This window comes from Pseudoalteromonas luteoviolacea, from assembly GCF_001750165.1.
Taxonomy (GTDB): Bacteria; Pseudomonadota; Gammaproteobacteria; order Enterobacterales; family Alteromonadaceae; genus Pseudoalteromonas; species Pseudoalteromonas luteoviolacea_G.
This window is the reverse complement of record NZ_CP015411.1, coordinates 200,316-217,141: the sequence shown is the minus strand read 5'-3', so window position 1 is coordinate 217,141 and position 16,826 is coordinate 200,316. Positions and strand designations below refer to the sequence as shown.

Sequence of the window (16,826 nt, the reverse complement as noted above, 5' to 3'; positions counted from 1 at the left end):
CTTTTGATTAACATAATTTGATTATTTATCAAGTGAAAATACGTGTTTTTTTCAAAAAATGAGAAAGAAACACTTCAAAAAACACACATTAAAAACACAATTGCAACATAGTGTAGCGCTGGCGTTAATTAAATTGAAGGATTACCATGATGACAGCACGCATATCAATTCATAACAGCGATCACCCTCAAGCTATTTTAAAACATGCTTTCTCAGCATACGCAAATAATGTTGCCTTAATTTTTGGCGAAGACCAAGTAAGCTATCAAGAGCTTGAAATTCAAGTTGAAAGAGTTGCTGCTAATATTCAACAACATGCTCAAGAGAATCCATCCGAGTCACCTTATGTGGCACTATATCTTGAGCGTGGTATTGATATGGTAATCGGTATTTTAGCTGCTATCCAATCAGGGAAGGGCTATATCCCCATCTCGACTGAAGCCCCGACCTCTCGTTGTCAATTTATTATTGAAGACAGTCAACCCGCTTTAATTTTGACGCATAGTAAATTTCAAAATGCAGCGTTATTTAACGATTACCCAACCGTATCAATTGAGTCTCCAAGTACACAAGCGTTTACCCCTACACACTCAGCTATGTCTGATATCGCTTATGTCATTTATACCTCAGGTACAACTGGTAATCCGAAAGGGGTCGAAATCCCCTATCAGAATTTATTATATTTAGCGGAAGCACAGATCAACCGCTTTGGTATTGATAAAATCGAACGTGCACTCATGTTTGCATCCTATATCTTTGATGCCAGTGTATTTGAGTTGATCACCCAGCTGATGCTAGGTCAGACAGTTTACATTGCCAATGAAGAGCAACGTCATGACGCGACAGCTCTGGGAGAGCTTCTTGCCAACAACGCGATTCAATTTGCTAGTATCCCCCCCGCCTTATTGGCATTAATGGATTTAAAACATCTGCACACATTAAAAACATTAGTCGTTGCAGGTGAGACCCCTAACCTTGATATGCTAAAGCGACTATCAAAAGTCACACGCATTTTTAATGGCTACGGACCTACAGAATATACGGTAGGTACGTGCGCCAATGAATACTCAGACAGTCATTCTGAATTCAATATTGGTAAGCCATTTGTTCATACACGACTTTATTTACTCAATGATCAGCTCGATGCGGTCGATGATGGAGAAAGTGGTGAGTTATATATTAGTGGCGCAGGCATCGCCAAAGGCTATTTAAATCGACCTGATTTAACTCAAGCACGTTTTATCGACAATCCATTTTATCAAGCAGACATAGATCCTCCTCACTTTGCAAAACTCTACAAATCTGGTGATTTAGCCCGATTCGATGGCGAGGACTATCACTTTATCGGTCGCAATGACAGCCAGGTTAAACTTCGAGGATTTCGCATTGAGCTAGGGGAAATTGAGCAAGTAATTGCACAACATGACGCCGTTAAACTCGTAAGCTGTCAGGTTGTAAAGCATACTAATACAAAGTTTTTAGTTGCTTTTGTCGTTACTCATGAAGCACCTGATAACACCCTTGCTAAACGCATCAATGATATCGTCACCAGTACACTGCCCGACTATATGGTACCAGACCACTATCAGTATCTAAATGCTCTGCCCATGACAGAAAACGGCAAAGTTGATGCTCACGCTCTTTCAAACTCTGAGTTGACGACGATGCAACCTGTAAACCATGTCGACCTTGATTTATCTCAGCAAGCATTTTTGGCACAATTTCAGTCTTTCTGCTTGCCCGGATTAGAGTGGGAGCAAGACTTTTTTCAACAAGGCGGTGATTCGCTCTCTGTTATCAACTTAAGTAACCAACTCTTCCAACAATTAAATATCAGTGTACCCGCCGCGCTCATTTACCGTCACCGCAGTGCAGGGCAGGTATGGCAAGCTCTACAATCGCAAAAATTTGAAACCATAGCCTTGCCAAAGCGCCATGAAAAACTCGAACATGCGATCCCACTTTCCTTGCAGCAACGCGCTATTTGGTTCCTAGCAAAGGCAGATCCGAGTGATAAAGCATATCATGCAAAATGCACCACCACATTTACTGGGCAATTAGATGTGCCTGCAATGCAGGGCGCAATTCAAGATGTTGTGGACAATCACGCGGTTTTTCGCACCTACTATGATTTGCATGAACCAATCCAGTATATAGAGCCAAATTACAAACAAGATGTTCCCTACTTCGACTTTAGTGAATACTCCGAGTCCGTGGCTCTTGAGCATGTCGATAAGCTTGTAAATGGTGAAATGAATGATATTTTTGCGATAAACCAGCTTCCACTGGCACGTTTTGCCATTGTTAGAACACATCAAGAAAAATATGTCTTAATCCATATCGAGCATCATCTAGTGCATGACGGGTGGTCGTCTAATATCTTTATTAACCACCTATTCAGTTGCTACAAACAGCGCTTAAATGGTGCAGACAAAGCCACGTTGCCTGAAATTACACAGTATGCTGATTACGCAGCTTATCAACATGACTGGTTGAGCTCTGAACAAGCATCTCAACAACGTCAGTTTTGGAAAGAACAATTAAAAGATGCACCGGGGCGCATTAACCTGCCTGTTTCTCGTCTAGGAGATACTCCGACTGAACGAGGCAGAGCACATCGCGTCAAATTACCTCGAGCATTGTGGAATGACTTAAAATCTTACAGTCAACAAAATCAGGTGACGCCTTTTTCTATTGCATTGGCAGCACTTAATATCGTCTTGTCTCGCTTCAGTGGCGATCAAGATATTTGTGTCGGCTCAGGGGTAGCTAACCGCAGCTACACCAATGTCGAAAACACCATAGGGATGCTAGTGAGCACCGTAGTTGCACGCGTCAAGCAAAGCGCAGAAATGAGTATCAACTCACTCGTGCAACATTGCTTCGAAGTCAGTAATGATATGCTGGCAAATCAAACTCTGCCTTTCACAGAAGTCGTTGCCGATGTCAATCCTGAGCGTATTAAAGGGGTCAATCCGCTATTTCAAATCTGTTTCAGCTTCCATGACTCACCGCTACCTGATCTCACGTTACCCGGCCTGGAGAACATACAATATTACGAAGCCATCAGTAGTCAGTCATCAAAATTCGAGCTCAATATCGTTGTCATTACTCGAATGGGACAAGACCAAGATGACTCTGTTACCATGCTATGGGAGTTTGACTTAAACCGTTACGACCCTTGGTTTGTTGATGCGTTAAGTGAAAACTTTAATCATATCCTTGCTCAACTTATCAGTACTGATGGCGAGTTACCCATTGAGCAGCTAACGCTGACAAGCCCGCCTAAAACAGACAAACAGCCAGCGCAATACCGTAAAACTGATCTGCTATCGCAGCTCACAGCACAAGTTACAGCACAGCCAGACCAAACAGCACTGTTTACCACTGATAGCGAAATTAGCTATCAAGAGTTAAATGACCGTGCAGATAAGCTAGCTGGCAACTTATTGCAGCAATTTGGCCAACAAAGCTATATTGGACTCTATTTAAATCCTTCTATTGATACCGTTATCGCAATGCTCGCCGTGCTGAAGGCTGGTGCAGCCTATGTTCCGATCTCAACCAGAGCACCAGCAGCAAGAAACGAATTTGTGATATCTGATGCTAACTTACAAATAGTACTGAGTAATACCGAAAGCATTGCCACGCTGACAGATACACAACAACTCGATTGGCCGCTATTTAATATAGAAGGTGAGTTCCCCCAATGCAGCGCACCTGGCACTCAACCGATGCCAAAAGACAATGCATATATCATCTATACCTCAGGGACTACAGGTCAACCCAAAGGGGTGATACAAACCCATGAAAATGTCACACGGTTACTGTCTGCAACACAGCAGCAATATCAATTCGGTAACCAAGATACATGGGTGCTTTATCACGATACTATTTTTGATTTCAGTGTCTGGGAAATTTGGGGAGCGCTTTGCCATGGCGGGCAGTTATTTATTCCTAGCTATACTCAGGCACGCGACAGTTTTGAGTTTGTCAAACAATGTGAGCAGTTTGGTATTACGGTGCTTAACCAAACACCGAGCGCATTTTACAATTTTAGCGATATCGCAATCGAATCAAATGCCACACTTAGTAGCTTAAGGACGGTGATCTTCGGGGGAGAGCAGCTAAATTATTCACGCTTGGCACCATGGTGGAAGCACTTTGGTGAGCGCATTCAATTAGTCAATATGTACGGCATCACAGAAACCACTGTGCACGTAACCTCTCTACCGCTAGAACCAAAGATGAATTCGTATATCGCTGATATTGGTAAGCCATTAAATGATATGCAAGTATTTATTTTGGATAGCCAGCAGCGACCCGTGCCAGTGGGTGCGCAAGGTGAGCTATTTGTGAGTGGTGCAGGTCTAGCAAAAGGTTACCTCAATCAAAGAGAGTTGACCCATGCGCGATTCCTTGAGCTCTCATTCAATGGCCAGATCATAAGAGCCTACAAAACGGGTGATAAAGCCAGATTATTACCAAATGGCCACTTAGAATACTTAGGCCGACTCGATAATCAAATCAAAATACGAGGCCACCGTATTGAGCTCGGTGAGATCGAGTCACATTTGCTTAATATTGAAGGGGTAAAGGAAGCTGCGGTGATCACTTATACGCGCCAGCAACAAACAGCTCTCAGTGGATATGTTGTAATGCATCCTGATGCCCTTTTCGATGAAATTAATTTCTTAAATCAACTTAAGACCCATTTGCCAGCTTATATGGTCCCTAATGCGATCCGTCAACAAACCTCGATGCCTTTAACCGTGAACGGTAAATTGGATAGTAAAGCACTGCCATTACCGACACTAAACCAGACTAAACAATTTGTCGCACCAACCAACGAACGGGAAGCTTTGCTTTGCGAGATTTGGCAACAGACGTTAGGGTTAGAAAACGTGGGGATCCACGATAATTTCTATCGATTAGGGGGGAACTCTATCCTAGCCGTGCAACTTGTTCGCAACGCGCAAAAGTGGCATCAACTGGCCATTCCATTATCGGCGATTATCGCGAGCCCTTCAGTAGCGGCTTTGGCACAGCACTTAGACACATTGGATCTCATTGATATTTGTGACTCAAACAGTGACGAGCCAAGCTCAGCTTCTGCTCAAGTCATGGAGCTGTAGCAATGGATATGCATCAATTAATCAACCATCTTCACGCGCAACAATTGCGCGTGTGGGTGTCCGAGCAAGATACGTTGGCACTGGGATATGAGGATAACGTAGCGCCAACCTTGCTCACGACACTCAAAACGCATAAAGCAGATATATTGGCGCTGCTCAGCGCCCATAATATCCGCTCTGAGGCTGCATTTTTGAAATGGCCAGCCATCAAGCCTATGCAACTATCAAACACACAGGCGAGATTACTGTTTGTAGACAACCTAGACTCCCAGCGGTGTGCATACCATATACCGCTCCTCGTTAAGCTCAATGAGGGGATGAGTAAGGAAGAGATCACAAATAAAGTTGATAAGGCTGTCGCTAAACACCCACTATTGAATAGTCATATCATTGAGGATGCACAAGGCCTGAGTTGCCAAACTCAGCTGAACCCACTTAGCTACTCTTCACAGCGCGTTACGTCAACCGCAGAGCTCAAATCTCAGGTTTACAAAGCGATCCACACGTCATTCTCACTATCTCATGAAGCGCCTTTCAAAGTGAGTTTTTATCAGTTAAATAATGACACTTACTGCTTGTTTTTGTGGCATCACATTGTTTTCGATGCTTGGTCAATGCGCGTATTTTTTGACGAACTCAGTGAACAGTGCACCATGCAAACGACTCCAGCTACAACCAGTTATTTTGACTATGTGCGATGGCAATCAAAGCAAAATTTTGAAACTGCTCATCAGTACTGGCAGCAGCAGCTATCAGGCGCTCACCCAACACAAATCCAAGCAACGCAATACCAACAGATAGGCAGTGGTCAGGCACAAAATTACTACTTTTCTCTTAGTCGTACTCAGTCAAATGCCGTCAAACAACTTGCCAAGCAGTTTAATACAACCCCTTATGTGATTTTACTGAGTCAATTTGTATATCAAATCACCCAATATAGTGGTGAATCCGATATTGTCATTGGGGCACCGACAGACAATCGAGATCATCCTCAAACACAAGAAATTATTGGCTGCTTAGTCAACACATTGTTACTCAGGGTAAATACATCAAATCAGACTAATTTTAGCGAGTTAATCCAGCAAACAGCAAACACACTAAAGTCCGCTAAACAGCATCAACACCTGCCATTTGATGATCAATTACAATACCTTGATGGTGCTACAAACAGCGCATTGCCTAGTTTAATGTTCAGCGTACAGCGTTTTGGCAGTGATTTAGTTGACGAGTTTGAGTTGCCATTTAAACGCGCCGATGAATTCAATAATGACGAGCTTTATAATCCCGTCAAATGTGATTTACGCCTTGCATTTGACGATAGTCAAGAGGAATTACAAGGTCAACTCAACTATGATCCCAGTAAGTTTGATTTAGGCTTTATCGTTCACTTTGCCAACACATATCAAACCACATTGGCCAAAGCAATTGAAAACCCTGAGCGAAGCTTAAACTTAGGTCATGTAAACGCATTGCCTTCTTTTGAGTGTATGCACAATGAGATAGTGCAGCATCGTTCGCTATATCAAAATTTCAAACATGTCGCATTGACCCATAGCAGTGACGTCGCATTGCGTTACAAACAGCAAACTATCAGTTATTCATCGCTCCTAGGTCAAGTCGAACACCTTGCCAAGCACTTGAAACTTCACATGGAGCAGCAAGCATCCTCAACTGTGGCGTTAATGTATGAACGCAGTCCTGAGATGATCATTGCCATGCTCGCTGTGCTGGCTGCAGGCGGACATTATGTGCCACTTAATCCAACCCAAGGCAGTCACCGCAATGAATTTATCCTCAATGACTGTGGTGCCAAAATATTACTCTACAGCACCTCAGTTAAAACAAGTTTATCTGAGCTCAACTTTAACCATACCGCCATCACTATAGATAAATTGAGAGAAACACGGACACCAGCCACTGAGCTTGATGCGCGTCAGCATGATCAACTTGCCTACGCCATTTATACATCGGGCAGTACAGGCTCGCCCAAAGGCGTTTTGGTTGAAGACAGACAAGTCCTTGCATTAATTGAAAGCACAACCAGCTACTACCAATTTGACCACACTGAGCAAGTGTGTGCGCTGCCACCTTATTATTTTGATGCCTTTGTCGAACCATTATTTTTAGCCTTGTTAAATGGCGCCACCTTTATTGTGCCCACAGAGCAAGAAGTGAATTCACCAGAAAAAATTAGCGCTCTGTTGAGCGATGGTGTAACACATCTGGTCGCCTCACCGGCAATTTTAAACGCACTAACGCGACCGCAAAAATCACAACTAAAACGTGTTATTACGGGTGGAGAAGCGTGTAATCGACAACTAATAGAGACTTGGAAACCCATACTGTTCATTGAATACGGACCTACAGAAGCCACGGTGACGTCTTCAATATATGCCACCGAAACAAACGTTCAAACGCCTGCAAATATTGGTAAACCACTAGAACACTGCGCATTTATCATCGTCGATGAGCAGCTCAATGCCTTACCCGATTACTGCCCAGGTGAAATACTCATTAGTGGTCACGGTATTTCGCGGGGTTACTTGAACCTGGAATCACAAAATCGTTCACGCTTTATTGAGCTAAATGGCACTCGCTGTTATCGCACTGGCGACATTGCGAGGCGCTTAGCAAACGGAGACTATCAATACCTTGGTCGCAATGATAGACAGGTCAAGCTACGAGGCTTGCGCATTGAGTTGACTGAGATTGAGAATGCACTACTCATGCATCCTGACGTTAATCAAGCATGTGTCAAGGTACAAAATTCCTCTCAAGGCGATGCACTGGTCGCTTACCTCTGTGGAGAAGCCGTTTCTTTAGAAGAAATTAATTCAACACTCAAGGCATATTTACCAGAATATATGCACCCCAGTGCCACCTCTTGGCTGCCGACCTTGCCGCTAACCGCCAATGGTAAAGTCAACCTCGCAGCGCTTGAGCCGATTGAAATAGGCTCTGCTGAACAATACCGTCCACCGAGAAATCACTTGGAGCAAGCCTTGTGTAAACTCTGGCAAACCGAACTGAATGTAGCCCAAGTAGGCATTGATGACGACTATTTCATGCTTGGCGGTAACTCAGTTAGTGCGATGAGCTTAGTTGCAAAAATGCAACACCAACACGGCATAGACATCGAATTAAAACAATTTCTTGCAGCGCGTACCATCGCCAAAATAAGTCATCAAGACTTACCTAAAGACACCATATCTGTTGTGAACGCACCGCTTGTTGAGCAAGATTTAACCCATCAACAAACTGCTTTGCTCGTCAATGAACAGCTCAGCCCAACCGCCGCTGCGTACCATATCCCTCTTTTCTTAAAATGTGATACTGTGCACAAACAACAAGCATTGCTCAGTGCCATTCAAGACTTTATCGCGCATTACCCAATTTTGCGCACAACCTATAAACAAGATACAACAGGCCAATGGTGCTATCACCGTACCCTAGAAGATATTAGCGTTGAAAATCTATCGTTAGATGAGCTCAACCAATTCACTCAACGCCGTTTTGAATTAACTCATCAAGCACCTTTGCGAATCGCCTTAGTCAACTCACCAACAGCTTCAAACTATGCTATTTACATGGTTTTTCACCATATTGCATTTGATGGCTGGTCCACACGCGTCTTGTTACAGTCACTGGATACAATATTGAAAGGCCAATCGCATACGCCAGCCCCTGTTCAATTTACAGAATATGCTGCATGGCAAAGCCAACGTTCAGTGCAAGACCTCGCTTTTTGGCAAACACGATTTGCAGGATTATCTCTTACGCCATGGGAAACAGACACGCCCCGTCAAGCCGTTAACGATCACATAGGAAAGTCCATCGACTTTACCTTTCCTGATGATCTAACACGCAAGCTCAGAGCCTTGGCTAAAGCACAAAATACTTCTCTTTACACTGTTTTATTAACCGCTTATCAGCTGTCTCTTTGCCTCTGGAGCCAGAGAGAGCATATTGTAGTAGGCTCACCCAGTGACAACAGACCGAGTGAATGCACGCAGGCGGTCGGCTATTTTGTAAATACCCTCCCGCATATTTTACAAAAGCAAGAAAGCCACAACTTTTGCACTCATATCAAAAACAATCAACGCTATCTGATTGAAGCCAAAGCACATGAATCGGTCCCCTTAGATAAGCTCAGCAATGCTGTTGAGCCAACGCGCGCTGCTGGCGTGACACCATTGTTTCAGACTTTTTTTAGCCTAGATCAGTTCAATATATCAGAGCAGCAAAGTCCGCACTTTGAGGTTGCACAGCGAAGTACACAAATAGGCGGTGAATACACCCCTGCAAAATTCGATTGGAACCTGATTTGTAAAGACAATGGCACAACACTGCAGGCTCAATTTATCTTTATGGCGTCGCATTATAGTTCAGATAGATGCCAACAATTTATAGACTTTTTTACTGTATATCTTAACAACCTGTGTGATTATTCCGAGCAACCGATCTGCGATGTGCCGACAATCACACAGCGCGAATTTATGTCTTTAATGCCTGATACAGACATTAACCCACCAAGCTTTTTAGCGCAGTTTAGTGCAGCTGTTCAGAGCAATGCACATAAGGTAGCGTTAAGATATCAGGACAAAGAGATAACCTATGCTCAGTTAGACAAAGTCTCTAATCATATCGCTCACCAACTCAGCACCTGCACGCCATCAATCGTGTCCAATATTGCACTTTATTTTGAAAAAGGCGCAATTGCTCCTGTGATTATGTTATCTGCCCTCAAAGCGGGGATCCCTTTTGTCAGTCTATCTACAAACCACCCTGTGACACGTAACCTTGAAATCCTCACCTTGGCACAAACAGATCTAGTAGTATGTGAACATGCCGCACCTGATTGGTATAAAGGGCAGTCATTGGTCATCGACCTTGATAAACTTCTGCTACAGCACACACTTGATGATTTTGAACCGCAAATATACCCACAAGACAAGCTCGCTTATCTTATATTCACATCCGGCACCACAGGTAAGCCAAAAGGTGCGATGTTGCATCATGGAGGGTTGGCCAATTTATGTCAGCATATGCGACATAGCCACCAACTAGAAAACGCAGAACAAGTGATTGCCAGTCAATTTGCTGAATACGTTTTTGATGCCAGTATTTGCGAGATTTTCCCCGCTCTAGCAGCTGGTGCGCAATTAGAGATAGTGCCTGAAACTATGCGCAAAGACCCCACTGCTCTTTACCAATTTTTAGCTGAAAGGAAAGTTAAAGTCGCATTTTTGCCTACGGTTTTAATCAATCAATTTGCAGAAAAAATTGCGCAGATAAAATTACAACTCTTGTTTACCGGCGGCTCAAAACTGAACCCTGTAGATATAAAACTCGCGGAGACATTTTTGAATGAGTATGGACTAAGTGAAACCAGTGTTTGCGTTACACAGGCTCAAATCATGCGCAACCAGCCCGTTAAAATTGGACATGCGATCAGCAACACCCAAACCTTTATCCTTGACGCACACAAAAATATATTGCCTAAAGGTGCGGTTGGAGAGTTATATATTGGTGGCCAACCTGTTGGATTAGGCTATTGGCAAAACCCGCAACAAACAACAAAGCATTTTGCTCAGCATGCCTTTTCTCACGGCCATCAACAAATCACCTCATACCTTTACCGTACCGGCGATTTAGTGAGGCTTGATAGACACAATGCGTTAGAATTTATCGCACGTGCCGATCAACAATGGGATATTGACGGTCACCGTATAGAGCCTGCTGAAATTGAGTGCAAGTTACTTAAACATCCCGATGTGAAGCAAGCCGCAGCACACTTGATTAAAACGCAAGCGGGCGCCAATTCGCTCGTGGCCTATATTGTTACGGAGCAAGCAAACACCTCGTGCATCCAACAATGGTTTAATGCGCAAGTGCCACATTACATGCAACTAACTCATGTCACTGCGATGGCGACGCTACCTTTAACACTTAATGGCAAGCTAGATACCAGTAAACTGCCAACCGATATTATTGAGCACCATATCGATATACAAGCGCCTGAGACAGAAACTGAAAAAGCACTGGCACCACTTTGGTCAGAATATCTAGGCGTCGCGAATACCGACCTCAATCAGCACTTTTTTGCACTCGGCGGATCGTCCATAGTCGCAGCAAAACTCGTGAGTCAATACAGTACGCAACTGAATATGGATATACCCCTGTCTTTATTACTGACCCACCCGACCTTCAAAGCATTTGCACAGGCAATAGCAGAACAACAGCAACAGAGTCAGGTCTCTGAAGACGAATTTGAAATGGAGATTTAACAGATGATCATAGATATTATTTATAACCTGAAGCAACAAGGGATCTGTCTTTGGCTCAACGGCGATAAGTTAAAAATTACCAGTCAGAACGACATTTCAAAAAGTGATACTGTGGCTACTTTACGCATGCACAAAGCTGATATCGTAAGCTATTTAAAACAGCATCAAATTACTGACAAGCAACGTTTTGACGCGCTAACAATTTTACCCACTGACAGTCATAGTGCGCCACTCACAGCGGGACAAAAGCAACTCTACTTCACCCATACCTCGTCAGATTCTTCGAGCGCCTATCATATCCCCTGCTTATTGAAACTGACATCTAAATGTGAGGTCACACAGCTAAAAGAAGCATTCACAAAGCTCATACATCGACACAGTGCTCTCAATTGCAAATTTACATTCAATGAGCAGGGAGAGCCGCATCAAATACGCTGCACAGAGCCTGTGGGTTTTGAACACGCTCAATGCCAAGATCATAAACTGGACTCTCTTTGTGAAGACCTATTCTGCGCCTCGTTTGATCTCTCTCATCACAGGCCACTGCGTATCACATTTATACACACTGCAAGTAGCATCTATGTTTATTTAGTCTGGCATCACATCGCATTTGATGGATGGTCACTGGGCATTTTTCTCAATGACCTTGAACAGTTATATCTAGATCACACTCTGCCACCAGCACTACAGTTTAATGATTTCGCTCACTTTCATTACGCTGAACAACAACTCACTGCTCAGCGACATGCTCGTGAATATTGGACCCAACAACTGGAAGGGTTGTCCCCACTGACGTTGGCGCAGTGCAAGCCAAGACCGAGCGTATTTAAACATCAAGGCGCGACCTTTGAATTGCCTCTTGAAAATGGTTTTTCAGAGCAAATCCAAAGCACAGCACAACAACATCAAGTCTCTTTAAATACCATTGGGCTTGCTGCTTGGTATCACACCTTAGCGTTATTCAGTGCGCAAAATAACTTCGCAGTCGGCATGCCGAGCGAAAATCGTAATATCAAAGCTGAGCAAAGCATCATCGGCTATTTTGTCAATACCTTGCCAATTAAACCTGCCCTTGCCCATACACTCAGCGTGTCTGAGTGGATAAGTGAGGTGAATAGTCAGGTGACCCAAGCAAAGGCCCATCAAACATTACCCTTTGATGAGATAAAATCCTTACTTGATATCCAACTAGACACTAGTATGCATCCAGTGTTTCAAAGCATATTTACGCTCACTCAATTCTCACCGGAGCCAACCTATCAACACTGGTCTGTGGATGAACCCAGTCAGTCAACTCAACCACAAGCAAAATTTGATTTATCCGCTTTTCTCGATTTGGGTCCTAGCTCAAGTATTAAATTAAACTATGCAACAGCACTGTATAGCACTAGTTATATCAAGCGTATAGCCAGTCTATTCAAGCGTATTTTGCAGTGCTACATAGCAGACAATCAAGATAACAAACTGAACGCGCTTCCATTACTCACAGAGCAAGATATTTCCCATTTACACACACTGAGTTCGAGCGCCTGCGTCAGCGAACCGAGCACCAATATACTCACGCGGTTTAATGAAATTGTCACCACTTACCCTAAAAAAATAGCACTGCGTAATGCATGCGCCGCATTGAGCTACAAGCAACTCAATGATAAAGCAAATCAATTAGCCAATGTCATCAGGCAACAAACTCAACACCCTGAGGTTATTGCAATCTGTATGGAAAGTGACATGACGATGGTTGTTGCCATGCTTGCGACACTCAAGCTAGGCGCGGCCTATACTCCTTTGGCACTGAAAGACCCAGATGATAGGAAGTCTTATCAACTCAGTGACAGCCAAGCTGATTTCCTGCTTTACGATGAAAGCTCAGAGCAATCACTATCAAGTCTACTTGACACTCACACTATTTCGGCACTCAAAATCAATACCCGATTATCCTTTGAAGACATCAGCACAGAGCTAGATTCGCCAAGGCTCGACAGCACAGCCGTTGCAAACATAATCTATACTTCAGGTACAACGGGGAAACCAAAGGGCGTCACGGTTACACATGCTGGGTGCGTATCTTTGGCACACAGCAGTGAATATCTGACCTACAGTGCCGAGGATCGCTTCATTCAATTGGCAAATCCTGCTTTTGATGCTGCGACTTTTGAGATCTGGGGCGCACTATTAAACGGCGCAGAGCTCCATATCGGATATCAGCATATCTTAAACTCCGCAGCGCAGTTTAAAGACACCATTAACACACTTCAGATTTCAACACTGTGGTTAACAAGAACGCTATTTGATACCTTATTTAACCAAGATGAATCTATTTTTAGTCAGTTGACATATTTACTTGTCGGTGGAGAAGCGCTTACAGAACCCCTCGTACATAAGCTTCTGTCTTCTCATTTTAAGCCGCAATACTTTATTAATGGCTATGGGCCCACAGAGTGTGCAACATTCACCACCTTGCACCAAGTAAATACCGATGACTCTCCAATCCCAATTGGCAAGCCATTACCTGGCCGCTCTGTCGCTATCGTAGGGGAAGACAAGCAATTACTGCCCTTTGGTTGCCCTGGAGAGTTACTGGTATATGGTGAAGGTGTTGCTCAAGGGTATTTAAATAAGCCAGAGCTTACTCAAGCACAGTTTATCCACCAAGCGCTATTTGATGACGAACAAAAATGTTATTGCACCGGTGATATTGTGTACTGGAGTGATAAACACACATTATGTTATCTCGGACGCTCAGATGAGCAGGTCAAAATCCGTGGTTTCAGAGTCGAACTTCAAGAAATTGAGCGACATATCAATGCACTCGAAGAGGTTGATAACAGTGTAGTTACGACCCAAAAAACAAATGGCAGCACATTACTACACGCCTATATCGTATCAACCTCACAAGACTTTCAAAAATCGCAGACTAACGACAAGATACTCAGTGCACTACGCCATAAAGTCGCACACTATATGATACCGCACACCATCACGTTTTTAGAAACGCTGCCGGTGACGCTGAATGGCAAGTTAGATAAACGCAAACTTCCTCAGCCGACGTATGCACACAAAGAAGTTGAATTACCAGCAACGGAAACGGAGCGAAAAATACACACACTATGGCAACAGATCCTCAGTTGTCAGGAGATATCCGTGACAGAAGCCATCACAAATTATGGCGCTGACTCTCTTAGCCTTTTAAGCTTTTGTGGACAAGCTCGTAAGTTAGATTGGCAACTTACACCTCAGATACTGTTGGAAAACATCTCGATTAGAGCATTGGCTAAAGTCGTGCGTAACTTATCGATACAGCAATTTGCTCATTTAAATGATGAGCAGGCACTCGCACATGCCTTAATACACCCTCATTTCAACCCAAGCCTAATACTGAACTCTGATAGCGCACACATCCTCCATATGCTGCCTGCGGCAGCCGGTGCAGACAGCTTTACCCAACTCGGGAATGAGCTCAGCAATATTTGCTCTTTGCATGTCGTTGAAAATGTAAAGCTGTTCACCGGGAAGCACATTGCGATGCAACCTTTGGTGATTTATTATGCCGAGCGGATTCTTGCTCAGCAGTCCAGTGGGCCATTTTATCTCGGTGGATTCTGCGAAGGGGCTATGATGTCTTTAGAAGTCGCAAACTACCTTCGAGACATGGGACATCAAGTTGCTCATTGCTTCTTAATTGATCCAGTCTTGCCAATGCTAACGACAAAACAGCAAATGCAAGCGGAACAATTAATTGCGCTGAGCGATGACATTAAATCTTCCACAATCGCAAATGCCTTCTTAACATTGACGCGGCACTTCTCTACAGCACCACCCTACGAACATGACACCACCTTTTTCTCAGCCAATGATGTCAGTGAACAAGCCGTGCCCTTAACCGTGCTAGACATAATCCATCAAGTGACTGATATACCCACACTCTATCATGAGGCTTTTCAGCCTCCATGTAATGGTTTAGACCATATTTTACGTTCTGTAGAGATTATTTCGCTTGAAAGTCTGCATGATGAGATCATGACCAATGCACTTGATTTAGCCTTGATAGCGACAACTATCGATGAGAAGCTCAAAGAGCGTATACACATGCAAAAGGTATCAAACCTATGACCCAATCGCAGTTTGCAACTCAATACGGTATACACCTGGGGCTGACAATGTTCGCCTGTATGTTAGCAATGCCAATATTTACGCCTTATATGCTCAATTTAGGTTTTGCCTTACAAGATATTGCATTGGCTATGATGGTCATGGCTGTCACTATCATACTATTCGAAGTCCCAAGCGGTATGCTTGCCGATATGTTGGGAAGACGCAAAGTCTTTCTCTTTTCTCTACTATTTGGCGCACTGTGTAATAGTATCTTGCTGTTTAGCGAACATCATTGGCATATCTGTGCAGCCATGTTTTTTTGGGGTCTGAGTCAAGCAACTTTAAGCGGTACGCTCAATGCGTGGTTTGTTGAAAAGTACCAACGACTGCAAGGAAATGCGCCCATCAATAAAGGGTTTGCCAAGGTGTATGGTTTAAGTTATCTCATTGGTGCAAGTGCGGCCTTGTGTGCCGCGTTGTTCTTAGCGTTTGCTGATGCGCAGGTTTGGTCTTTAACAAGCTTATATCAAATCCTGTTTACAAGCTCCATATGCGTTTTTATCACGGTATTTGTTCGCACTTATGTTGTTGTAAAAGAAACAGCTAGGGCATCACCTGCCAAATCAACCAATACGCTTGCGTCTCAGTGCTTAGCAATATTTAGAACGTGTAAGCAAATCGAGATGAGAAGGTTATTAATCATCCTGATTTTTGCTATCCCTGTGGCAAGTAGTATTGAGAAATTTTGGCCAGCGCTCATTGAAAACTATAGTCATGCGCCTGTAGACACAATTGCATGGCTATTTCCTGCCATGCTTGCTGCCAGTTTTGCCTTAAACGGACTCGCAGCTGCGATAAGTACACAATTATGCCGACTATTAAAACAGCGCCTTGGACTAGTCATGGCGCTGGCTCATATAGCAAAACTTGTATGTGTTCTACTGCTCGCTTTGGCAAGCTCAATACATATGTTCATTGCCGCACTGATCTTTTTTTATTTTTGTATGGGCCTTGCACAACCTGCACAACAGCAATTTCAACATCAACTAAGCCATGATGATGTCAGAGCCAGTATTGAATCGGTCACGTCATTAAGTACACGTCTTGGTGGGTTGCTTGGCACAGCGTTAACAGCTTTAATGTTAAGCTACACAACACTCATATCAAGCTGGCTAGCACTGGCGGCATTATCCTTGGTCGCGATTATACTTTGCTGTACCAAACGACTTAATCGCGCAGACCCCCAGCAATTGCAAGCGATGCCTTCATAGGTATATTCACTTATATATCACTTTACGTAGATGGCATGATA

4 protein-coding genes are annotated in these 16,826 nt (G+C 43.6%); all 4 read left to right on the top strand.

Features of this window, described 5'->3' with window-relative positions:
• Nucleotides 1-146: 146 nt before the first annotated feature.
• Genes S4054249_RS00880 through S4054249_RS00865 form a run of 4 tightly spaced genes read left to right on the top strand, consistent with a single transcriptional unit; the run spans nt 147 to nt 16,785 of the window.
• Nucleotides 147-5,135: a non-ribosomal peptide synthetase gene (locus S4054249_RS00880; protein WP_230851776.1), complete on the top strand. Its 4,989-nt coding sequence runs from the start codon at nt 147-149 to the stop codon at nt 5,133-5,135.
• 2 nt (nt 5,136-5,137) lie between these two features.
• Complete coding sequence (locus tag S4054249_RS00875) at nt 5,138-11,422, top strand: non-ribosomal peptide synthetase (protein WP_046357851.1); 6,285 nt, start codon at nt 5,138-5,140, stop codon at nt 11,420-11,422.
• Between the two features lie 3 nt (nt 11,423-11,425).
• Nucleotides 11,426-15,532 (top strand): non-ribosomal peptide synthetase, encoded by a 4,107-nt coding sequence (locus S4054249_RS00870; RefSeq protein WP_052961115.1) that lies wholly within the window; start codon nt 11,426-11,428, stop codon nt 15,530-15,532.
• Nucleotides 15,529-16,785: an MFS transporter gene (locus S4054249_RS00865; protein ID WP_046357850.1), complete on the top strand. Its 1,257-nt coding sequence runs from the start codon at nt 15,529-15,531 to the stop codon at nt 16,783-16,785. The genes S4054249_RS00870 and S4054249_RS00865 overlap by 4 nt, the downstream gene beginning before the upstream one ends.
• Nucleotides 16,786-16,826: the final 41 nt, after the last annotated feature.